Genomic DNA, 20,392 nt, shown 5'->3' with positions numbered 1-20,392 from the left:
CTGCAAGCGAAGGGAGGCCAGTCGCTTGCGGGAGGATATGCCATGACGGAAGCGATCAGGCTCTACTGGGGCCGGTTCGGACATGTTTCTGTCCTGAATGTCGCGAGCGACTTCGTCACCCATGCCCATGTCGAGGCACATCTGATCATCTGGCTCGAAGGCACCGCCGGCGAGATGACCATCGGCCGCGAGACGGTCCGCCTCGGCCCTCGCACCGCCGCCGGCATCAATTCCTTCCAGCCCCACAGCCATGTCCTGGCGCAAAACGGGACGCCCGGTCTGTTTCTCGCCTTCTACATCGATCCCGACTGGGCCCGCCGCAGGCGCGACCTGCCATCCAGCGCGCCGCTGTTTTCGCGGGCGGCGATCGCGCTCGAGCCTTGGCTGCACCAGGCGGCCGCCAGCCTGCTCGACCATCTCACCGACAATGAGAGCGTCGACGATGTCGCCAATTACGAGATCGAGCGCTTCATCGACTCGGTGCTCGATGCCGCCGACGCGTCGGCGCCGCAGGAAGCGCGCGGCCGCATAAACACCGTGCAGGATTTCCGCGTTCGCAAGGCGATCCAGCTGATGAAGGCCAATGTCTGCGAACGCATCTCCTTCGACGACGTTGCCCGCGCCGTTGGCCTTTCGCGGCCGCATTTCTTCGCCTTGTTCAAGGAACAGACCAACCTGACGCCCAATGTCTATTGGAACACGCTGCGCATGGAGGAAGCGGTGCGGCAGTTGCAATGGTCGCGCGAGCCGCTGATCTCGGTCGCCTGCAATCTCGGCTTCACCACGCAAGGCAATTTCTCGCGCTTCTTCCGTGACCATGTCGGCGTGCCGCCGACGCTCTACCGCGAGGCCGCGCGGGCAATGGCCTGAGCCGGCAGCCATCTGTTTTTCAGACTGGTTGATAGATGCTCAAGACGCATTGATAAGCGCTGTGCGCGCTAGCGCCCTACCCTTGCCGCAACGAAATTCGCAAGGGAACATCTTATGCCCAAAGTCACCATTTCCAGCGTGATCGACGCACCGGTCGAAAAGGTTTGGGCGCGCATACGCGACTTCAACGGGTTGCCGGATTGGCATCCACGCATGGTCGAGAGCCATATCGAAGACGGCAAGGATGCCAGCACGATCGGCTGCGTGCGCAACTTCCAGCTGGCCAGCGGTGCCCGCCTGCGCGAAAAACTGCTCGACTTCTCCGATGACAATTTCCTCGTCAGCTATTCCATCCTGGAAACGCCGCAGCCCCTCACCAACCACAAGGCGACGCTGCAGCTCAGGCGCGTCACCGACGGCGACCGCACCTATGCCGAATGGACCGCCAGCTTCGACGCAGCACCCGAAGAAGCCGACAAGCTGGCCGAGGGCATGGGCGCCAATGTCTTCCAGGGCGGCTTCAACGCCCTGAAGAGCCATTTCGCCGAGCAAGGCTGAGCCAAACCACGGGAGCGCGCCATGGCGCTGGCATTGCAGACATTCTCGACCGTGAAGGACGCCAATGCGGCGCTGACGGTCGCTGGCAGCCGCTATCTCGGCGGCGGCACGCTTGTGGTTCGAGCCGCCAATGAAGGCGATATCTCCGTCTCCACTCTTGTCCGCGCCTCCGACCCGGCCCTGTCGGGCATCGCCCTGTCCGGCGGCAAGGTGCGCATCGGCGCTTCGGTGACAATGGCGGAGATCGCCCGCCATCCGGAACTCGGTACCCTCGCCAAGGCCGCGCGCGCCGTCGGCGGCCCGGCGATCCGCAACATGGCGACCATCGGCGGCAATCTGTTCTCGCCGGCGCCCTATGGCGATTTCGCCGTGGCCCTGCTGGCGCTCGACGCAACGGTCGCTGCCGATGACGGCGAAAGCCCTATCGAGACCTTCCTGGCCGCACGGGACGACAGCCGCGCCATCGTCACGTCGGTGGGTTTCACGCTTCCGAAGCCCGACAGCTTCCGCTTCCTCAAAGTGTCGCGGGTCAAGCCCAAGGGGGTCTCGGTGCTGAGCATCGCCATCGTTCTGGAACAGGCTGGAGACGGGACCGTGTCCTCGGCGCGGGTCGCGCTCGGCTGCATGGCCGATCGGCCGATGCGTGCCAAGGCAGCGGAAAAAGCGCTGCTCGGGAGGACGCTCGACCCGGATGGCATCGCACCGGCGCTGGCCGCCGCGGCTGAAGGCATCTCGCCCATCACCGACCCGATCGCCAGCGCCTGGTATCGCGCCGAGGTGCTGCCGGTGCATCTCGGCCGGCTGCTGCTGACCGAATAAAACCCGTGGGAGGGCGCGCGTCTGTCCGCTCCTCGGGCAGGCGCGCAAGGAGGAAGAATGGCAAAGGTCCCGGTTCAATTCACGCTCAACGGCTCCGAAAAAGCCGAATTCATAGAAAGCGGCACGACGCTGCTCAATGCCTTGCGCGACAAGGTCGGCGACACCTCGCCGAAGGGCGGCTGCCACCAAGGCACGTGCGGCGCCTGCTCCGTCATCATCGACGGCGAGTTGAGGCTCTCCTGCCTGACGCTGGCCGAGACCTGCAACGGTGCAACGATCACGACCACATCGGGCCTCGCCGAAGGCGGCGTGCTGCACCCGCTGCAGCGCGCCTTCCTCGACACATTCGCCAGCCAATGCGGTTTTTGCACGCCGGGCATGATCATGGCCGCCAAGGTGCTGCTCGACCACACGCCCAATCCCAGCCGCGAGGATGTCGTCGAGGCGCTGTCCGGGAACGTCTGCCGCTGCACCGGCTACGAGCCGATCATCCAGGCGGTGCTGACCGCCGCCCGCGCCAATTCGCAGAACGCGGCCTAGAGCCGGATGATTTCAGGTCGAACAGACCTGAAATCCGAATCCGGCTCTAAATCAAAGAGATAGAGCATGATGTCGCCCGAAAACCGCTTTACACTTTTCGGCATCATGCTCTGAGGGACCAAAGAAATGGAATTGCGCAAGAGCTACTTCGCCGATGTCCGCAAGGACGATCTGCATGAGATCGGCCAGGCGCGGCCACGCTCGGATTCGCCAGGCCACGTCACCGGCAAGACCGCCTATTTCGCCGACCGCAACTTTCCCGGCATGCTGCATTTGAAGATGGTGCGCAGCCCTCATCACCATGCCCGCATCCGCTCGATCGACACGTCGGAGGCCGAAAAACATCCGGGCGTGGTCAAGGTGCTGACGGCCAGGGACGTGCCGCACAATGTCTACACGATCCTGATCCTGATCCAGGTCGGACCGGAAGACGAGACGGTCCTGGCCGACGGCAAGGTGCGCTGGAAGGGCGAGGCCGTGGTGGCGGTGCTGGCCGATACCGAGCGTGCCGCCCAGGAAGCCGCCGCCAAGGTCAAGGTCGATTATGAAGTGCTGCCCGCCGTGTTCGACATGGAGGAAGCGCTGAAGCCCGGCGCGCCGATCGTCAACGAGTATCACGGCCAGAACTATTACCTCTATGACAGCGGCGCGTGCCGCAAGGTGCGCTTCGGCGATGTCGAGGCGGGCTTTGCCGAGGCCGATCACGTGCTGGAGCAAAGCTATCAGTCCTCGCCCATCGAGCACGCGCCGACCGAGACCACCGGTTGCGTGGTGGCGCCCGAGGGCAATGACCGCTTCACCTGCTACACCAACACGCAGGCGATGTTCTTCACCCTCGACAACACCTCGATCATCCTGCAGATGCCGGGCAGCAAGCTGCATTTTGTCGGCGGCACGGTCGGCGGCGGTTTCGGCGGCAAGGTCGATGTCATTGTCGAACCGATCGCCATCCTCGGCGCAAAACTAACCGGGCGACCAGTCTGTTTTATCTACAGCCGCGAGGAGGAGATGCAGATCTCCTCGCCCCGCGCGGCCGAAAAAGTCGTCATCAAGGACGGCGTCATGAACGATGGCCGCATCGTCGCACGGAAGGTCACCGGCTACACCGATGCCGGTGCCTACTCCCGCCACTCGCCCTATGGCGCGCAGAAGGGCGCCGGGCACTATCCCGGTCCCTACACCATCCCCAACGTCTGGATCGACACCTACTGCGTCTACACCAATCGCACGCCGTCGTCGGCCATGCGCGGCTTCGGCGTCACCATCGGCGATTTCGCGCTGGAGGTGCAGATGGACAAGCTGGCGCGGCTGATCGGCATGGATCCACTCGAATTCCGCTTCGTCAACGCCTATCGCGACGGCGACATGAAGGCGCATCGCCAGCCGACCGAGGGCGCGGCACTCATCGAATGCATGCAGGAAGCCTCGCGCGCCGCCCACTGGCCGGTGGCGGAGAAATACATGGCGATGTCCTCCTACAAGAACGGAGCTTGAGATGGCGATCAGGCGTGGACGCGGCGTCGCCGCGATCAACTATCCCACTGGCATGAACCTTGGCGGCGACCCGACCCAGGCGCTGGTGCATTCGACCCCGACCGGCAATTTCATGGTCACGCTTTCCAGCGTCGATCTCGGCCAGGGCATGAAGCAGATCATGGCTCAGATCTGCGCCGAGACGATCGGCGTGCCGACCGACCGCGTCGTCGTCGACACCGCCGACACCGACACCGGCCCGCACTGCATGGGCACCTTCGCCTCGCGCGGCACCCACCGCGCCGGCAACGCGGTCATCCAGGCCGCCAGGGAAGCCCGCCAGGTGATGCTTGAAGTGGCGGCCGAGGAACTGGAGGTGAATGCCTCTGACCTCGAAACCGACGGCCAGGGCAACATACTGGTCAAGGGCGCGCCGCAGAGATCGATCTCGATCTTCGATGTCGCCCTGTCGGCGCATTTCAAGCGCGGCCGCTCGATCTCAGGCCGCGGCATGTTTTTGATCCCGCGCTCCTATCCGGAGAAGGAAACCGGCGCGATGAAGCCGTCGACCTGTTACGCGCATGCCTGCACGGTGGCCGAGGTCGAAGTCGACGACGAAACCGGCGAGGTCACGGTGCTGACGGTCAAGAACGTCTTCGAGATCGGCCGCGCGTTGAACCCCAAAATGGTCGAGCAGCAGCTGGTCGGCGGCTCCTGGATGGGCATCAGCCATGCGCTCTACGAGACGACGGAACCCTATTATCCCAACCGCGACCATGGCGGCACCGACTTCAACCAGTATCTGATGCCTGGCCCCGGCGACCTCGCCGAAACCGAAATCATCGTGCTGGAGCGGCCCTCGGCAGATGGCCCCTATGGCGCCAAGGGACCGGGCGAAATGTGCGCCAACCCGCAAATACCGGCGGTCGCCAACGCCGTCTTCGACGCGGTCGGCGTGCGTATCGACACGCTGCCGATCACGCCGGAACGCATTTTGCGCGCGCTCAAGGCGCAAGCCGCGAACTGAGGACCGACATGCCCGAGGTAAACGCCGAAACGCTCGCGACCTCGCCGGAGGCGGTGGCCGAGCGCCTCGCCGCCTCGCGCTATCTGGCCGACGACAGCCTCGCCACCGCCATCTTTCTGGCGATCCGGCTGGGCAAGCCGCTGCTTCTCGAAGGCGCGCCGGGCGTCGGCAAGACGGAAGCCGCCAAGGCGATCGCCGAGTTGCTCGGCCGCGATCTGGTGCGCCTGCAATGCTACGAAGGCATCGACGCCGCGCATGCGCTTTATGAGTGGAACTATCAGCGCCAACTGCTCGCCATCCGCCATGCCGGCGAGCACGAGATCGACATCTATGACGACCGTTTCCTGATTGCCCGGCCGCTGCTGCAGGTGCTGAAGGCGCCGCAGCAGCGAGTTTTGCTGGTCGACGAGATCGATCGCTCGGATCATGAATTCGAAGCGCTGCTGCTGGAATTCCTGTCCGATTTCCAGATCAGCATTCCCGAGCGCGGCACCATCCGTGCCGCCGCACAGCCGATCGTCATCCTGACCTCGAACCGCACCCGTGAACTGGCCGAGGCGCTGCGCCGCCGCTGCGTCTATCACTGGATCGGCTACCCCGACGCCGAACGCGAGGCCGCCATCATCATGCTGCGTGCTGGCGATGTCGCGGAGGCTACCGCGCGCGCGGTGGCGGCCGCCGTGCAGACCATTCGCGCCCGTCCGCTCGCCAAGCCGCCCGGCATCGCCGAGGCCGTCGAATGGGCCAATGCCGCGACGATCCTGGAAAAGGGCGGCAGCCCATGGCCGGAAGCCTTCCGCCGCGCCATCGGCGTGTTGATCAAGGACGAGGAAGACCTCTCCTACATCGCCCCCGAGCTTGGCCGCATCGTCGAGGAGGCGCTGGCGTGAGCCGGGACGTCAACGATCCCTTCTCCCCGTTCACGGGGAGAAGGTGTCCCGAAGGGGCGGATGAGGGGCGGCGCCACGATGGCCAGAAGTCGGCGCTGCCCCTCACCTGCCTGCCGGCATCCTCTCCCCGTAAACGGGGCGAGGAGAGCGTACCTCCCGCCGCCACGCCCTTCCTTGGCTTCGGCCAACTGCTGCGCCGCTACGGCTTTATAATCGCCCCCGAACAAGTCTCCGGCTTCATGCAGGCGGTAACCTTGCTTGGCCCCCGCTCGATGGCCGACATCCGCGAGGCAGCGCTGGCCACCCTGGCGCCGCCACCTGACCGCCGTGAAGAATTCGAGGCGCATTTCCAAAGCCATTTTTACGGCAACACATCAGCCGTGGTGGAAGACGACAGCGACGAGGAAACCCGCGTCAAGGATGATGGCGGCGCCGACGACGAGCGGATCGAAGCCGAGCAGCGACAGGAAGGCGGCGAGCTATCCTCGGCGATCGAACAGTTGAGCAGCCGCGACTTCCAGCGCGACGACGACAGGCTGGCTATCTTTCGCCGCCAACTGTCGAGCGCCCTGCCCGCGCGCCGCTCCTTCCGCACGGTGCGCACTCATTCGCGCGGCAAGCTCGACCTGCGCCGCTCGCTCAGGGAAATCGTCAGCGCCGATGGCGATGTCCCCTCACCCTTGTTGCGCCGCCGCCAGACCGTGCCGCGCAAACTGCTGATCCTGATCGATGTGTCCGGCTCGATGAAACTGCACACGTCGGATTATTTGAAGCTCGCGCATGCCGCCGTGCAAGGCGCTGACCGGGCAGAAATCTTCACCTTCGGCACGCGCCTAAACCGCATCACGTCAGCGCTGCGGATCCGCGACAGGGACCAGGCGTTGGCGCGAGCGGCAGCCCAGGTCGACGACTGGGACGGCGGCACCCGCATGGGGCCAACGCTGCGTGCCTTCCTCTCCGTGCCGCGTTTTTCAGCCTTCGCACGTGGTGCGGCAGTGATCATCCTGTCCGACGCGCTGGAGCGCGGCGGCCATGCCGAACTGGAGACGGCGATGCGCCGGCTGAGCGCCCGCGCGTTCCGGCTGTCGTTGGCGACACCTTTGGCCGGCGACCCGCGCTTCCAGCCGGCAACGGCGGCACTTCGCGCCATCCTGCCCGACCTCGACGATCTGGTCGACGGCTCGTCGCTCGCTGGCCTCACCGATTTCATCCTGTCGCTCGCCCGCCCTGCTCCACGGGCGGCGACAATCTGGAAAAGGGTATCGTGATGCAGAAAGCCATCGACGCGCATTTCCACATCTGGCGCCAGCAGGACCAGCCCTGGCTGGTCGGGCCGATGGTGCCGCGCATCTTCGGCCCCTACGAGCCGATCCGCCGCGACTATCCGATCGAGGAGTTTCTCGCCGACCAGCAGGGTTCCGGCGTCGAGAAAGCGGTCTACGTCCAGACCAACTGGGCGAAGGAGGATTTCGAGAAGGAAGTCGCCTTCCTGCAGAAAACGGCTGACGAAACCGGCTGGCCGCACGCCATCGTCGGCTACACCGACATGACGGTGGACGATATCAGACCCCAGATCGACCGCTTGAAAAAATATCCGCTGCTGCGCGGCGTGCGCATGCAGTTGCATTGGCACGAGACCCCGGCCTTCCGCTTCGCCACTGGCCCCGATCAGGTGATCGATCCCAGAGTACGAGCCAATGTGGCGCGGCTGAAGGATTATGACCTGTCCTTCGACCTGCAGCTCTTTCCCGCCCAGATGAAAGACGGGTTGACGCTGGTCGGAGAAAATCCAGAGACCAATTTCATCCTCACCCACGCCGGCATGCTGACCGGCATGGATCAGGAAACCACCGAAGACTGGAAGGCTGGGCTGCGCACGCTGTCGGCGGCGCCGAACGTCTACGCCAAGCTGTCTGGCCTCGGCACCTTCGTCCACCGCAACGACCCGGCGCTGATCGCCTATATCGTCGACAACGCGATCGAGATATTGGGCGCGGATCACCTGATGTTCGGTTCCAACTTCCCCATCGAGAAGTTGTGGACGAGCCACGCCGAACTGATCAAGGCCCACCGCGCGGCTGTAGCGAAGCACGGTCCGGCGGCCGAGGCTGATATCTTCTGGAATACGGCGGAGCGGATCTACCGGCCGGCTTGACCGCCAGGGAGTTCGCCGCGCCATTGGCGCGGCGATGCCCTGGCAAGTCCTTACTGCGTCGGCAGCATGCCTTCGACGTCGCTTGCCGCGTCGGTGAGCGCTTCCGTGGGCGTCGCCGACTGGTCGACGATCCGCGACAGATTGTCGACGATGGTCTGCGTCACCTTCACACCGTTGGTGCCCGGGAAGGCATACCACGGAACCATCAGCGGCATCTGGCTGAGCCCGGCCTGGAACAGCGGGTTCTTCTTGTAGAAGTCGCCGAGATATTCCGGCGATTTCGCCGCGAGTTCATTGTTGGGGACATAGCCGGTGCCGGGCACGACGACCGACGCGCCATAAGGGCCGGCGGCGAATTTCGCGAATTTCCAGGCGGCGTCCTGCTTGGCGGAATCCTTGGTCAGGATGACCACGGCATTGCCGCCGGTCGGCAGATGGCCGTTGGCCGGATCGATCAGCGGGATCTTGGCCGTCCGCAGCGTGAACTTGTCGCCGACGTTCTTGATGGTGTTGACCAGCGCGCCGGTGGTCTGGAACTCGAAGCCAACCTTGCCGGCCGCGAACGCCTGCTCGCCAGCCGGCTTGGTGAAGACCGGCATGCCGCCCTCCTTCACCATCCGCTGCAGGATCTCGACTGCCTTCTCGCCCTCCGGCCCGTTGAAGGCGACCTTGCTTTCGTCCTCGTTCAGCATCTTGCCACCGGCGCCGAACAGCAGCGCCGAAAACATCCAGTCATCGCCCTGCCAGCGGAAGTCGATGCCGTCGACGCCATTGCCGAGCGCCTTGATCTTGCCGCCGAGCGCGATGACCTCGTCCCAGGTCTTGGGCGGATTGTCCGGATCACCGCCGGCGGCCTTCACCAGGTCGGCGTTGTAGTACATGATCGGGTTCGAAGTGGCGAAGGCGAGGCCGACCTGCTTGCCGTTGACCTGCGCCAGCTTCAGGATCGTGTCGGAGAAGCCGAGCTCAGCCATGTTGCCTTCCTTCTTGACCAGCGGGCCAAGATCGACGGCGACGTCGCGTTCGTTGAGCATGCGCAGACGGTTGAGACCGATGAAGGTGATGTCGGGCATTTCGTCGGTGCCGGCCTGGCGAAGGATGGTCTGGATGCCTTCCTCATAAGTGGCGGACGGGCTGGCGAACTGGATCTTGATGTCGGGATTTTCTTCCATGAACTTCTTCGAGATCGTGTCCATCACGTTCTTGAAGAAGCCGGGCATCGGATAATGGACCGTCAGCGTCGTGTCGGCATAGGCCGGAAGGGCTGTCGCCAGCGACACCGCCGCCGCGGCAAAAATCCTGGAGATATGCTTCATTGCCTCGTTGCTCCTTGTTGGCCCGGTCAGCCTTTGAGACCGGTCATGGTGATGCCTTCGACGAAGCGCTTCTGTGCGAACAGGAAGGCAACGACGAGTGGAAGGGTGATGATCAGCGTGGCGGCCATCAGCGCGCCGTAGTCGTCGCCGGCCTCGGCGGCGCGGAAATACATCAGGCCGAGTGGCGGCGTGGCGTAGGCCTGCTTGCTGACGACGATCAGCGGCCAGTAGAGATCGTTCCAGTGGGCGACCACCGAGAAGATCGCGAAGGCAGTGACCGCCGGCCACGCATTGGGGACGATGACTCGCGCGACGATCCCGAGCTCGGACATGCCGTCGAGCCTTGCCGCGTGGATGAGGTCGTCGGGCATGGCGCGGAAGAACTGCAGGAACATGAAGATCGCGAACACCGAGATGGTGAACGGCGCCACCAGCGAGGTGTAGCTGTTGAGCAGCGACATCCTGTCGAAGGCGACATAGAGCGGCAGCGCCGTGGCATGGATCGGTACCAGCAGGCCGAGCATGACCAGCACCATCATCAGCCGCGCGGCACGGAATTTCAGCTTGGCCATGGCGTAGGCGCAGGGAATCGCGACCAGCACCTGGAAGAAGAAGATCAGGCCGCACACGACGACGCCGTTCCACAGCAGCGTTGCCATCGGCACCTTGCTCAGCGCCTTGGCGAAATTCTCGGCGAAGTAGAAATGCTGGGGGACGAGCGACAGCGACGAGGTAAAGATGTCGCTCTGCGTCTTGCCCGCGGTCGAGATCATGAAGATGTAAGGCGCGAGGATCATCAATGCGCCCAGCGAAAGCAGCGCGAAACGGATGATGCGGCCGGCAGGCAGGCTGGTCATGTGTAATGCACCCGCCGGTCGAGTACGCGGTATTGGAGAAGCATCAGCACGACCAGGATCGCAAGGAAGACGACGGTCATTGCCGAGGCATAGCCGACGCGCAGGTAGACGAAGCCTTCCTGGTAGATGGTGAACAGCAGCACTTCGGAGGCCTTGTTGGGCCCGCCATCGGTCAGCATCTTCACGGTTTCGAAGACCTTCACCGCATTGGTGATGCTGATCGTGACGACGAACAGCGTCGTCGGCCCGAGCATCGGCCAGGTGACCAGGAAAAACCGGTCGAGCGCCGATTTCGCGCCATCGACGTGAGCAGCGGCGTAGAGCTCGCGCGGGATCGCCGTCAGGCCAGCCAGGAACAGCACCATGTTGAAGCCGACCGACTGCCAGACGCCGATGATCGACAGGCTGTAGAGCACGGTGCTGGAGGCGCCGAGCCAGTTCGGGCCAGGAATGCCGACCAGCGCAAGCAGCGCGTTGAGTGGCCCGATGGTCGGGTGGAAGAGATATTGCCAGACTGTCGCCATGGCGACGATCAGCGATGCGACCGGCAGGAAATAGACGGTGCGGAAGAAACCGCGCGCCCGAGGTTCGCCTTCGATCAGCAAGGCGACGCCAAGGCCAAGCACGATCGAGACCGGTGCGACGATCGCCGTATAGACCGATGTGTTCCACAGCGATTTGCGGAAGGTGCGGTCGGTCAGGAGATGCGCGTAATTCTCGAAGCCGACCAGGCGGAATTTGCCATAACCGAGTTCGAAATCGGTGAAGCCGAGGAAGATGACGGCGACCACCGGCAGCAGCACGAACAGCAGCAAGAGCACGATCGCCGGGGCCGCCAGCAGCCAGGCGGTGCGGTCCTCGCTGCGCCTGTGGAGGGCCGCGGCGCTCGGGATATTGCCAGCCAGCGCGACGCTAGACATAGGCCGGCTCCTGGCGTGCGGGCGCGGCGCTCGCCGTGCGCAGCCGCTTTCCCTCCGGCCCGAAGACCATGGCATGCTCGGGTGGAAGGAGGATACCCACCGGCATTCCCGCAATCAGGTCCCTCGCCTCGTGCGGCGCCAGCTTGGCGATGACGATGTCGTCGGTCGCATCGAGCCGGCAATGGGCAATGACTTCCGAACCGAGGAATTCGAGGCGCTCGATCCGCCCGGCAAGGCCGCTCCGCCCACTGGGAGACAGTTTGACGAATTCGGGCCGGATGCCGAGGCTGACCGGGCCGTTTGCCACCTTCTCCATCAGGGCCAACCGGATGCCTTCGAAGCTGACACCGCCATTTTCGGCAAGTGCCGGTATGATGTTGATCCTGGGCTGGCCGACGAAACGGGCGACCTCGATATGGGCCGGATCGTTGTAGATCGCCTCGGGCGCGGCGAGTTGCAGCAGATTGCCGCCGATCATCACCGCCACCCGGTCGGCCATCGAAAGTGCCTCGGCCTGGTCATGCGTCACATAGAGCGTCGGCACGCCGGCGCGGCGATGCAGTTCGACGATCTCGCCACGGGCGTGCACCCGCAGATTGGCATCGAGGTTGGAAAGCGGCTCGTCCATCAGGAAGATCGAGGGGCGCCGCACCATGGCGCGCGCCAGGGCGACACGCTGCCGCTGGCCGCCCGACATCTGACCAGGCTTGCGGTCGAGCAGATGATCGATCTTGAGTACCGTCGCCATATCGCGGACATCCCGCGAAATGCCGGCGCGGATTTCTTTCTGGCCCGGCAATGCGGAGCCGACCAGCGGCAGGCGCTGCGTCCGGCTCAGCCGCTTCATGGCCAAAGGAACCGCGATGTTCTGGCCGGCCGTCAGATGCGGGTAGAGCGCGTAAGACTGGAACACCATGGCGATGTTGCGATCCGCCGCGGCGACCGCCGACATGTCCTTGCCAGCAACGAAGATCTCGCCGCTGTCGGCATGATCAAGCCCGGCAAGAATGCGCAGCAAGGTGCTCTTGCCGCAGCCCGAGGGACCGACCAGGGCGATGAACTCGCCCGCTTCGACATCGAGGCTGACGCCGTTCAGAACGGCATTGCCACCAAAGGATTTGTTCAAGCCGCGAAGCGAGAGCGCGCTCATGACGCGACCTTCCTGCGGACCTTGTGCGCCTCGTGCGGGTAGACTTCCTCGACCACGTCATCGAGGACGTGGACGGTCATGCCGGGAACAGCGACGATCTCGCTGGTGACCGTGTCGTCGAATTCATGCACGACGGCGCCGAGCAGCCGCTCGCCCGGCATGTCGCGCTCCATGTCGCCGACGACAAAGGCGGCCGACGGACCCCAGACCAGCGCGGTGTTTTCGTATTTGCCTTGCCATGCCCGGTGCAGGTGACCGCTGGCGAAAAGCGCCACATCATGGGCACCGATGAGATCGTAGAGACGCTGCCGCTGTGCCGGGCGGACGCTCCAGTAACCGGTGTCATCTTCGCCGGGCGCGTCGATGAACAGCGGCTTGTGGGCGAAGAGCGCGACACGCCGGCCGCCACGGCTTTCCAGCGCCGCACGCAGCCATTCGAACTGGGCCTCTTCCTCGGCATCATCAAAGCCCATCAGCAGGCTGTCGAGACCGATAAATCGCCAGTTTCCGGCGTCCTCCGTCCAATAATCAGGACCAACCAGCCGGCGCCAGCGGTCCAGGCGTTCCGCATTGACCGGCTGCAACGAACCGGGGAGATGGCCGACATCGTGATTGCCGGGCACCAGCAGCATCGGGACCGAGATTTCCCGCATCAGCTCCATGCAGAAGCCGATGTCGTCGTCCTTGTCGGCGCCGTCGACGCTGAGATCGCCGGTGTGGATGACGAGATCGGCGCCGCTTTGCGCGATCCAGGCGGCCAGCGGCTGCCAATTGCCGTTGAAATGCGGCTTGGTCGGGCTGAAATGGGTATCGGTGATCTGGACGATTTTCATGCCGGCTCCACTGCGAGAGCCGGCTGCCGGGAACCCACCGGCGCGACTTCGCGTGGGTCTCCTTAGTGCCGTTACATGTCACTTCCTTAACAGGCAGGGGACAAATGTTCCCCGCCATGCCGATAGGCTGGCTGACGGCTAGCTTTTCACCTCGAATTGCGGATCGACCGGGATCTGCATGGCCGTGACCAGATGATTGGTCTGCCCGGCGAGCCCGATGATCGACACCAACTCGCCGTGCTGCGCGTCTGTCATGCCCTTGGCGCGCGCCGCCGCCGTGTGCGAATGCACGCAGTAGGAGCAGCCATTGGCGGTCGAAACCGCGATGTAGATCATCTCCTTGGTCAGCGGATCGATGGCGCTGTCGGCGACCATCACGACCTTCAACTGCTCCCAGATCCGCTTCAGCGCCGCCGGATCATTGGCCAGCCCGCGCCAGAAATTGTTGACGAAATCCGATTTGCGCGTCGCCCTGATGTCGTCGAACACCGCCTTCACCGCCGGGATTTTTTCCACCTCGGCATCGCTCAGCAGTCTTGTGGTGGCCATGGCATTTCCTTTCGTTGGATCGGCGGATCAGGTCGTTGATTCAGGTCTCGAGCAAAGGCGGCTAACCGGCTTTTCTGATTCAGTTTTCGATGCGCAAAAGCGTTTGCAGATTTGCCGAAGCACTAAACTTCGTCATCCCTGGGCGAAGCAGGCGCGAAGCGCCGTCGCGGAGACCCTGGGATCCATTCCGTGACGTCTATCGAAGTGTGCAGCAGAGCGAAATTCCGCACCGTAGCAGCGCTTCCGAGCCCCGGCATGGATCCTCGGGTCTGCGCCGCGTCGCTGCGCTCCTTGCTCCGCCCGTGGATGACGAAATGGCGGATGAAGCGGCTAACCTCCGGTGTTCCATCCAACGGTGCGATCATCCGCCTTCCCCGCCCCCTAGTGCACCGCCGCGTACATGATCTTCTCCTCCGTGGCCTCCGCCGGAGAAAACTCCTCGACGATGCGGCCTTGCCGGCATACGAGTATCCGATCCGACAGGTTCATGATCTCCGGCAAATAGGATGAGATCACCACCACGGCCAATCCCTCGTCGGCCAGCCGGTTGATGATCTGGTGGATCTCCGCGATGGCGCCGACATCGACGCCGCGCGTCGGTTCGTCGAAAATGACGATGCGCGGCTGCTGCACCAGCCCCTTGCCGATCACCACCTTCTGCTGGTTGCCACCGGAGAGTTCGACCACGCGCGCATTGTCGTTGATCGCCCTGATGTTGAGCGTCTTCGTCCATTCGGCCGATAGCACGTGCATCTCCTGCTGGTTGATCACCCAGGCCTTTTCACGGCCGGCCGCCAGCAGGCCACCAAACAGGTTCTCGGCGATGCTCATCGTCTCGAAGATGCCTTCGCTCTTGCGGTCCTCGGTGACATAGACGATGCCGTCCGCCACCGCTTCGCTCGGCACGAGATAGCGCACCGGCCTGTCGTCGAGTTCGATTGTACCACCGCGCAAAAAATCGCGCTTGTAGATGCCCGACACGATCTTGAAGGTCTCGGTGCGGCCGGAGCCGATCAGGCCGAACACGCCGGTGATCTGGCCCTCGAATATCGAGAAGGAGTTGTTGCGCACGACATTGCTCATCGAAATGTCCTGCACCGACAGCACTCTCCGGCCCGCCTTGCGCAGCTTGGCTTCGTCGCGCTGGCGGTAGATCTGCCCCGACAAAGTGCGCCCGACCATGGCGGCGACGATCCTGTCGCGGTCGAAGGCCGGCGTGTCGTCGGTGATGACCAGCTCGCCGTCGCGCAGGATGGTGATGCGGTCGGCAATCATCAATGCCTCTTCCAGCGCGTGGCTGATGAAGACGATCGAGACACCGTTCGCCTTCAGCCGCCGGATCAGCGCGAAGAAATGCCGTTTTTCCTCCGGAGTCAGCGTCGCCGTCGGCTCGTCGAAGATGATGATCTCGGCATTGTGGTGCACGGCGCGCGCGATCTCGACCATCTGCCGCTTGGCGGCACCAAGTGTGGCCACCATCGCGTTCGGATCGACGGGAAAATTCAGCGACTGCAGGAACTGCTGTGCTGAAATATACGTGCCGCGCAGCCGGTTGAGGAATTTTTCAGCACCGAGATAGAGGTTCTGCGCCACCGTCATCGACGGCACCAGGCTGGTCTCCTGGAACACCATGGCGATGCCGGCCTCGAGTGCGGCATGCGGCGAAGCGTAGGCGATCTCCCGGCCCTTGTGGAACATCCTGCCGGATGTGGCATCGACGACGCCAGCGATGATCTTGGTTAGTGTCGATTTACCCGCGCCGTTCTCGCCGAGCAGTGCGTGGATTTCGCCTTTGCGCAGTTCGAAGCTGACGTTCTTGACTGCCGGAACGCCGCGATAATTCTTGGTGACGTTTTCGAGGCGAATAATTGGTTCCATCAGAAACCTCCCGAGGCGAGGTCGACGGCCAGCACGCAATCGCCACCCCTGGAAGCAACGAACAGCTGGCCGCCCTTTTCCACCACGCTGCAAATGCCGTGGCGTGTGCCGTTGGCGCGGCTGTGCAGGCTGAATTGCGGCTGCATGTTTTGATCGAGCTTGACCACCAGCCCGTAGGAACGGCTCGGCGACCACGGCTTGTGGATGCCCATGGTTCTGATGCCGCCGCATTGCAGCGGTTCGAGGAAGCTGCGGCTGGATGCCATCGCCGGCGCGATCCAGTAAGCCGGCGGCACCTGGTCGATCATGTCCTGGCGGTAGTGCGTTTCCTGCAGCACGAATTCAATCAGCCGGTTGCGTGGCGCGAACAAGGTCAGCCACGCCCCGCCATCGCCGGCCGGCGACAGCCGAGCGGGATAGCCGGGAAGATGCGTCATCACGGTCGAACGGTTGCCGGTCGCACCGTCGAAGCGGACAAGCTGATGGCGCCAGCTTTCGCTGACCAGCACATCGCCGCCGATGGGGCGGAGCCCGTAGGGAAAGGCGAGGTCGCCGGCTATCTTGCGGAACTCGCCGCCTGCCGCGTTTCGCTTCCAAAGCGAACCGGATGCGCCCTTCTTCATCAGATCGGCGGCCCATTGCGATGGCGCATGCTCGGTCGACCCGTTGGCCAACCACAAAGTGCCGTCCTCGGCATAGGCAAGAGCGGTGATGCAGCTGACACCGGCCGGCAGCGACACTTCCTTGCCCGATATCAGCAGCCTGCCCCTTTCGAGCCCCACCGTCAGTTGGCCCGATGGCGACAGAGCCAGCGCCGTGATTGGGGAAGGAAAGGTCTCGACTACCTTCGGCTCAGTTCCGGCGGCAAGCGAATAGATGGCGTTGCCGCTGGAGGCCAGCAGCCCGCCATCGGCAACCAGCAGATTGTCCGGTTCGGTCAATCCGACAAAAGCCGGCGCCTCATCCAGCCGCGTATTCGGGCGAAAGGCGCCGTCGAGCGGCGGGATCGTCACCGCCTTGCCGCGAAACATATCCAGGATTGGGTCGAGGATCATGGCTGCGCTCCCCAATACGAGGCGGAGCTGGTCCAGTTCGGGTCGGCGCCGGAAACCTTGTAGCGGCCGATGCGGTTGTTGAGGATGCCGCCGACGAAGAGATATCCCTTGTGCTCGCGTATCGAGGTGACCATCGGGTGCGCGCCGCCCGTCAAGTCGCCCATCGCCTCCACGATGCCGCCCTTCTCGTTGAATTTCACCACGCCGCCGGTGTTGATGTTGGGGAACAGCCATTCGTCCTGCGGCAGCCGGCGCGTCATGCGCTTGCGCATGTCGGGGTGGCGCAGCGACAGGTCGAAGCTCGGCGTGCGCATGCCCAGCCACGCCATCCAGTAATTGCCGTCCGACGCGCGGTTGATGTTGTCGGGATAGCCCGGCATGTCGCGAATGACGCATTCGGCGGTGCCCGACTTCGGCCCTTCCAGCCAATAGCGATGCACCCGGCAGGCCCAGCTTTCGGCGAAGAACAGCGACTTGCCGTCATGCGCCATGCAGACACCATTGGTGTAACGGTAGCCGTCGAGCAGCGTCCTTGTCGACCCATCCCTGGGATCGTAGACCAGGAGGCGGCCGGTGGCGCGGTTCTCGATCGAGTCCAGCGCCCAGTCATGCGCGTCATAGCGCTTGGTCGAGTCCGTAAAATAGATGCGGCCGTCCGGCGCGATATCGCAATCATTGGGATCGCGCAGCCGCGCGTCGTCGACGATCGAGGTCCAGGAGCGCGACGTCTCGGCCGACAGCCTTTTGACCGCGCGATCCGGAGAGACGGAATAGAGCCCCATCGCGCCGACGCAGCTGATCAGATTGCCCCCTTTGTCAAAGGCCAAGCCCAGCGGAAAACCGCCAATATGGGCAAACACCTCCGACCTGACATAATCCGGCGCGAAGAAGCGAACGATCTCGCCATGGCGCGTGCCGCAATAGAGATTGTCGTCGCGGTCGAGGATGACGTCTTCCGGCCCTTCCAGTTCGCCGAGCCCGATATGGTCGGCCGCCGACAGCCGGTTGTCGAGCGCGTAAGGCGTGCCCGAGCCCGGCACCGCGGACTGGGTTTCGCCCATCCTGAGATAAACCGGCGCGACATAGACCTCGTTCAGCACCTTGTGGCGGTTCTTGAGCCAGCGAATGTCGATGGTCACCGCCACCGCCAGCATGATGCCGAGCACCATCTGGTTGGTACCGGTGCCATAGCCCAGCCGGATCAGCCCGTTGGTCATGGTCAGCACGATGATGGCGCCCATCAGCCCCTTGATGACCGAGCCGCGCCCGCCGCCGAGGCTGACGCCGCCGACCACCGCCGCCGTCAGCGCCATGATCTCGAGGTTGAGGCCGGTGCCTGGCCCCGCCCCGCTCAGGCGGCAGGCGATGAGAAAGCCGCCGATCGAGGCGCAGAAGCCGGAAAAGACATAGGTCATGAACACGGTACGGCGCACCCGGATGCCGGCATTGTGCGCCGAACGCCGGGAGCCGCCAACTGCCAGCACGTGCCAGCCCGGCCGCGAGCGCGTCAGCGCGATGTGGGTGACGATGGCGAGGATGATCGCCAGCCACACCGAGACCGACAGGCCCCAGAAAGTGCTGTCGCCGATGAAATCGAGCACGTCTGATGTAGCGGTCGAAAGCTGCACATCGGCGGCATAGGTGGTGACCAGGATATCGAACAGCGCCCGCCCGAAGATGAAGGTCACCAGCGTGGTGAGGAAGGCCCGCAGCCTGAGATAGCCGACAAGATAGCCGTTGATCGCGCCGAACACCAACCCGGTGGCGAGCGAGGCGGCCAGCGCCAGCCAGATCGACTGTTCGAGGATAAAGAAGACATAGACGGCGGAAAAGCAGGACAGCGCGAAGATCGAACCGACCGAGAGATCGATGCCGCCGCCCAGCATCACCACCGTCATGCCGGTGACGACCATCGAAAACTCGCCGAGCTGGCGGGTCGATTCCTGCAGGGAAGAGAGCTTGAAGAAGCCTGGAATGATCGAGCCGAAAGTCGCCAATGTCACCACCAGCGCCAGGAAGGGAATGGCGTTGTCGGTCCAGCGCTTGGTCAGGATCTCGCCGACAAGATGGTCGGGCACGAGATTGTAGCGCCAGGACTGGAGGCGTTCGCGAAAGCTCATCGGGTCACTGCTGCCAAGTCTGGGGCCACAAGAGAAAGAGGTGGTCGGACAATCCGGCCACCTCGTCGATATCGGTTGCAGACGATCAGCTTACTTCGCCGCTGCTTCGGCCTGCAGCGCCTTCAGGTCCCAGCAGCTGTCGGGCTTGAGGTCGGCCTTGGTCGTCGCCTTCTCCAGCGTGTAGATGTAGGTGTGGGAGGTGCCGGCCGGCTGGCCGCTCTGCAGCAGGAATTTGATGATGGCGTTCATGTCGCCCGATTGGCGGGCAAGATCGGTCATCACCACGGCGCCGTAGGTGCCGTCGTTCAGCTTGTCGCAATCGGCCGCCTTTTCGCCGCCGCCTGTGGTGACCAAAAACACCTTGCCGTCGAGCTTGGCGTCGCGGATCGCGGCCGACGCGCCGGTGGCATCGCCATCCCAGAAGTCGATGATCGAGCAGATGTCCGGGTTCTGCTGCAGCATGGTAGTGGTCACATTGCGCGAGGTCGTCGCATCCCAGTTGGAATCGGGCTTGGCCACGACCTTGAAGTCGGGATGCTTGTCCAGCACCTTCATGATGCCGGCATATTGGTAAAGGCTGGAGGAGTTGGCCTGGTCGCCCTGCACCAGCCCGATCTTCTTGGACGAGTTCTCGCCGCAGCCCTTGATCGCGGCTTCCGCCTCGAGCTGGCCGAGCCGGTCCCAGTCGCTGCCGACGAAAGCATCGGCGGGAAAATTCGCCGGATTGTCGACCAGGATCACATAGGTGCCGGCGGCCTGCGCCTTCTTCATAAGCTTGGAATAGGAGTTGAGGTCCGGCGCATGGATGATCAGCACATCAGGTCTGGTGTCGGACGAGATCGCGTCGGTGATCGCCTGCGCGCCGGCATCGACGACCCAGTTGGGATCGCGCGTTTCGAACGTGCCGCCCCAGGCTTCGACCTCCTTCTTCAGATAATGCGCCCAGCCCTGCGCCAGGTCGAAGCCCATCGCCAGCGGCACCAGCATGACGCGCTTGCCTTTCAGCGCTTGTGCATAGGCAGCGGGGCCTGGATCGTCGGCGGCAAAGGTCGGCGCCACGAAGGCGGTGACGGCCAGCGCCGTGGCCGCCGCCATGAGTGTTCTGATCAGTTTCATGTCTCATCCTCTGGTTCGGTTTTCATTGCCGGCCGATCGTCCCGATCGGACCGGGTACCCCAGAGCAAGATGGGCTAGCCCATCTGCTCTAAATGTCACCTTGTTGCGCGGTCTGTTCGTCGCGCGGATTGATGATGCCGTCGACGATGATGGCGCCGAGCAGGATCGCCGCCTTGATCAGGTTCTGGTAGAGCAGCGGAATGTCGATGATGGTCATGGCGTTGAGCAGGATGCCGATCAGCGCGGCGCCGACCAGCACATTGCGC

At 63.7% G+C, this 20,392-nt stretch carries 19 protein-coding genes and 1 pseudogene; 9 read left to right on the top strand and 11 right to left on the bottom strand.

Annotated features, from left to right (window positions below; genetic code table 11):
• Positions 1–42: 42 nt before the first annotated feature.
• The 9 genes from FJ950_RS04775 to FJ950_RS04735 all read left to right on the top strand — a co-directional run bounded on the left by FJ950_RS04775 (position 43) and on the right by FJ950_RS04735 (position 8,332).
• Entirely contained in the window at positions 43–870 is an 828-nt protein-coding gene (locus FJ950_RS04775) for an AraC family transcriptional regulator (RefSeq protein ID WP_140615490.1), read from the top strand.
• Positions 871–984: 114 nt separating this feature from the next.
• Positions 985–1,428 (top strand): SRPBCC family protein, encoded by a 444-nt coding sequence (locus tag FJ950_RS04770; protein ID WP_140615488.1) that lies wholly within the window; start codon positions 985–987, stop codon positions 1,426–1,428.
• Positions 1,429–1,449: 21 nt separating this feature from the next.
• Positions 1,450–2,247: an FAD binding domain-containing protein gene (locus FJ950_RS04765; protein ID WP_140615486.1), complete on the top strand. Its 798-nt coding sequence runs from the start codon at positions 1,450–1,452 to the stop codon at positions 2,245–2,247.
• A gap of 57 nt (positions 2,248–2,304) precedes the next feature.
• A complete protein-coding gene (locus tag FJ950_RS04760; RefSeq protein ID WP_140615484.1) occupies positions 2,305–2,787 on the top strand; it encodes a (2Fe-2S)-binding protein in 483 nt (160 codons plus the stop codon).
• A gap of 126 nt (positions 2,788–2,913) precedes the next feature.
• On the top strand, positions 2,914–4,281 hold the full coding sequence (locus FJ950_RS30060) for a xanthine dehydrogenase family protein molybdopterin-binding subunit (RefSeq protein WP_140615482.1): 1,368 nt from the start codon (positions 2,914–2,916) through the stop codon (positions 4,279–4,281).
• A 1-nt stretch (position 4,282) separates the two neighbouring features.
• Positions 4,283–5,287: a molybdopterin cofactor-binding domain-containing protein gene (locus tag FJ950_RS30055; RefSeq protein WP_015317098.1), complete on the top strand. Its 1,005-nt coding sequence runs from the start codon at positions 4,283–4,285 to the stop codon at positions 5,285–5,287.
• Between the two features lie 8 nt (positions 5,288–5,295).
• Positions 5,296–6,177 (top strand): MoxR family ATPase, encoded by an 882-nt coding sequence (locus FJ950_RS04745; RefSeq protein ID WP_140615480.1) that lies wholly within the window; start codon positions 5,296–5,298, stop codon positions 6,175–6,177.
• Entirely contained in the window at positions 6,174–7,445 is a 1,272-nt protein-coding gene (locus FJ950_RS04740) for a VWA domain-containing protein (protein ID WP_224588163.1), read from the top strand. The genes FJ950_RS04745 and FJ950_RS04740 overlap by 4 nt, the downstream gene beginning before the upstream one ends.
• Complete coding sequence (locus FJ950_RS04735) at positions 7,445–8,332, top strand: amidohydrolase (RefSeq protein WP_181171117.1); 888 nt, start codon at positions 7,445–7,447, stop codon at positions 8,330–8,332. Before FJ950_RS04740 ends, FJ950_RS04735 begins: the two co-directional genes overlap by 1 nt.
• A 50-nt stretch (positions 8,333–8,382) precedes the next feature.
• Here the strand turns inward: FJ950_RS04735 and FJ950_RS04730 are convergent, their stop codons facing one another.
• The 11 genes and pseudogenes from FJ950_RS04730 to FJ950_RS29740 form a co-directional block, all read right to left on the bottom strand.
• Complete coding sequence (locus tag FJ950_RS04730) at positions 8,383–9,648, bottom strand: ABC transporter substrate-binding protein (protein WP_140615476.1); 1,266 nt, start codon at positions 9,646–9,648, stop codon at positions 8,383–8,385.
• Between the two features lie 26 nt (positions 9,649–9,674).
• Complete coding sequence (locus tag FJ950_RS04725) at positions 9,675–10,505, bottom strand: carbohydrate ABC transporter permease (protein WP_140615474.1); 831 nt, start codon at positions 10,503–10,505, stop codon at positions 9,675–9,677.
• Complete coding sequence (locus FJ950_RS04720) at positions 10,502–11,425, bottom strand: sugar ABC transporter permease (RefSeq protein ID WP_015317092.1); 924 nt, start codon at positions 11,423–11,425, stop codon at positions 10,502–10,504. The genes FJ950_RS04725 and FJ950_RS04720 overlap by 4 nt, the downstream gene beginning before the upstream one ends.
• Positions 11,418–12,575, bottom strand: coding sequence for an ABC transporter ATP-binding protein (locus tag FJ950_RS04715; RefSeq protein WP_140615472.1), 1,158 nt, complete (start codon positions 12,573–12,575; stop codon positions 11,418–11,420). The genes FJ950_RS04720 and FJ950_RS04715 overlap by 8 nt, the downstream gene beginning before the upstream one ends.
• Positions 12,572–13,408 (bottom strand): metallophosphoesterase, encoded by an 837-nt coding sequence (locus tag FJ950_RS04710; RefSeq protein WP_140615470.1) that lies wholly within the window; start codon positions 13,406–13,408, stop codon positions 12,572–12,574. The genes FJ950_RS04715 and FJ950_RS04710 overlap by 4 nt, the downstream gene beginning before the upstream one ends.
• Before the next feature lie 138 nt (positions 13,409–13,546).
• Positions 13,547–13,957, bottom strand: a complete 411-nt coding sequence (locus tag FJ950_RS04705; protein ID WP_140615468.1) for a carboxymuconolactone decarboxylase family protein — start codon at positions 13,955–13,957, stop codon at positions 13,547–13,549.
• A gap of 381 nt (positions 13,958–14,338) precedes the next feature.
• Positions 14,339–15,835 carry a sugar ABC transporter ATP-binding protein gene (locus tag FJ950_RS04700; RefSeq protein ID WP_140615466.1) on the bottom strand — a complete coding sequence of 499 codons (1,497 nt, stop codon included), beginning with the start codon at positions 15,833–15,835 and terminating at the stop codon, positions 14,339–14,341.
• A complete protein-coding gene (locus FJ950_RS04695) occupies positions 15,835–16,890 on the bottom strand; it encodes a hypothetical protein (RefSeq protein ID WP_140615464.1) in 1,056 nt (351 codons plus the stop codon). The genes FJ950_RS04700 and FJ950_RS04695 overlap by 1 nt, the downstream gene beginning before the upstream one ends.
• Complete coding sequence (locus FJ950_RS04690) at positions 16,887–19,010, bottom strand: SMP-30/gluconolactonase/LRE family protein (RefSeq protein ID WP_140615462.1); 2,124 nt, start codon at positions 19,008–19,010, stop codon at positions 16,887–16,889. Before FJ950_RS04690 ends, FJ950_RS04695 begins: the two co-directional genes overlap by 4 nt.
• Positions 19,011–19,100: 90 nt before the next feature.
• On the bottom strand, positions 19,101–20,126 hold the full coding sequence (locus FJ950_RS04685) for a sugar ABC transporter substrate-binding protein (protein ID WP_015317085.1): 1,026 nt from the start codon (positions 20,124–20,126) through the stop codon (positions 19,101–19,103).
• Positions 20,127–20,214: 88 nt separating this feature from the next.
• Positions 20,215–20,392, bottom strand: a pseudogene (locus FJ950_RS29740) (ABC transporter permease); the annotation flags it as partial.

Source organism: Mesorhizobium sp. B2-3-14, assembly GCF_006442175.1.
GTDB lineage: Bacteria > Pseudomonadota > Alphaproteobacteria > Rhizobiales > Rhizobiaceae > Mesorhizobium > Mesorhizobium australicum.
This window is presented reverse-complemented; position numbering and strand designations above follow the sequence as displayed.

What these genes read in the sequence shown, in the direction of transcription:
- FJ950_RS04690 (WP_140615462.1), bottom strand. Translation starts at nt 19,010, where the DNA reads ATGAGCTTTCGCGAACGCCTCCAGTCCTGGCGCTACAATCTCGTGCCC.
- FJ950_RS04705 (WP_140615468.1), bottom strand. Translation starts at nt 13,957, where the DNA reads ATGGCCACCACAAGACTGCTGAGCGATGCCGAGGTGGAAAAAATCCCG.
- FJ950_RS04745 (WP_140615480.1), top strand. Translation starts at nt 5,296, where the DNA reads ATGCCCGAGGTAAACGCCGAAACGCTCGCGACCTCGCCGGAGGCGGTG.
- FJ950_RS04770 (WP_140615488.1), top strand. Translation starts at nt 985, where the DNA reads ATGCCCAAAGTCACCATTTCCAGCGTGATCGACGCACCGGTCGAAAAG.
- FJ950_RS04715 (WP_140615472.1), bottom strand. Translation starts at nt 12,575, where the DNA reads ATGAGCGCGCTCTCGCTTCGCGGCTTGAACAAATCCTTTGGTGGCAAT.
- FJ950_RS04735 (WP_181171117.1), top strand. Translation starts at nt 7,445, where the DNA reads ATGCAGAAAGCCATCGACGCGCATTTCCACATCTGGCGCCAGCAGGAC.
- FJ950_RS04760 (WP_140615484.1), top strand. Translation starts at nt 2,305, where the DNA reads ATGGCAAAGGTCCCGGTTCAATTCACGCTCAACGGCTCCGAAAAAGCC.
- FJ950_RS04700 (WP_140615466.1), bottom strand. Translation starts at nt 15,835, where the DNA reads ATGGAACCAATTATTCGCCTCGAAAACGTCACCAAGAATTATCGCGGC.
- FJ950_RS04730 (WP_140615476.1), bottom strand. Translation starts at nt 9,648, where the DNA reads ATGAAGCATATCTCCAGGATTTTTGCCGCGGCGGCGGTGTCGCTGGCG.
- FJ950_RS04710 (WP_140615470.1), bottom strand. Translation starts at nt 13,408, where the DNA reads ATGAAAATCGTCCAGATCACCGATACCCATTTCAGCCCGACCAAGCCG.
- FJ950_RS04725 (WP_140615474.1), bottom strand. Translation starts at nt 10,505, where the DNA reads ATGACCAGCCTGCCTGCCGGCCGCATCATCCGTTTCGCGCTGCTTTCG.
- FJ950_RS30060 (WP_140615482.1), top strand. Translation starts at nt 2,914, where the DNA reads ATGGAATTGCGCAAGAGCTACTTCGCCGATGTCCGCAAGGACGATCTG.
- FJ950_RS04695 (WP_140615464.1), bottom strand. Translation starts at nt 16,890, where the DNA reads ATGATCCTCGACCCAATCCTGGATATGTTTCGCGGCAAGGCGGTGACG.
- FJ950_RS04685 (WP_015317085.1), bottom strand. Translation starts at nt 20,126, where the DNA reads ATGAAACTGATCAGAACACTCATGGCGGCGGCCACGGCGCTGGCCGTC.
- FJ950_RS30055 (WP_015317098.1), top strand. Translation starts at nt 4,283, where the DNA reads ATGGCGATCAGGCGTGGACGCGGCGTCGCCGCGATCAACTATCCCACT.
- FJ950_RS04765 (WP_140615486.1), top strand. Translation starts at nt 1,450, where the DNA reads ATGGCGCTGGCATTGCAGACATTCTCGACCGTGAAGGACGCCAATGCG.
- FJ950_RS04775 (WP_140615490.1), top strand. Translation starts at nt 43, where the DNA reads ATGACGGAAGCGATCAGGCTCTACTGGGGCCGGTTCGGACATGTTTCT.
- FJ950_RS04720 (WP_015317092.1), bottom strand. Translation starts at nt 11,425, where the DNA reads ATGTCTAGCGTCGCGCTGGCTGGCAATATCCCGAGCGCCGCGGCCCTC.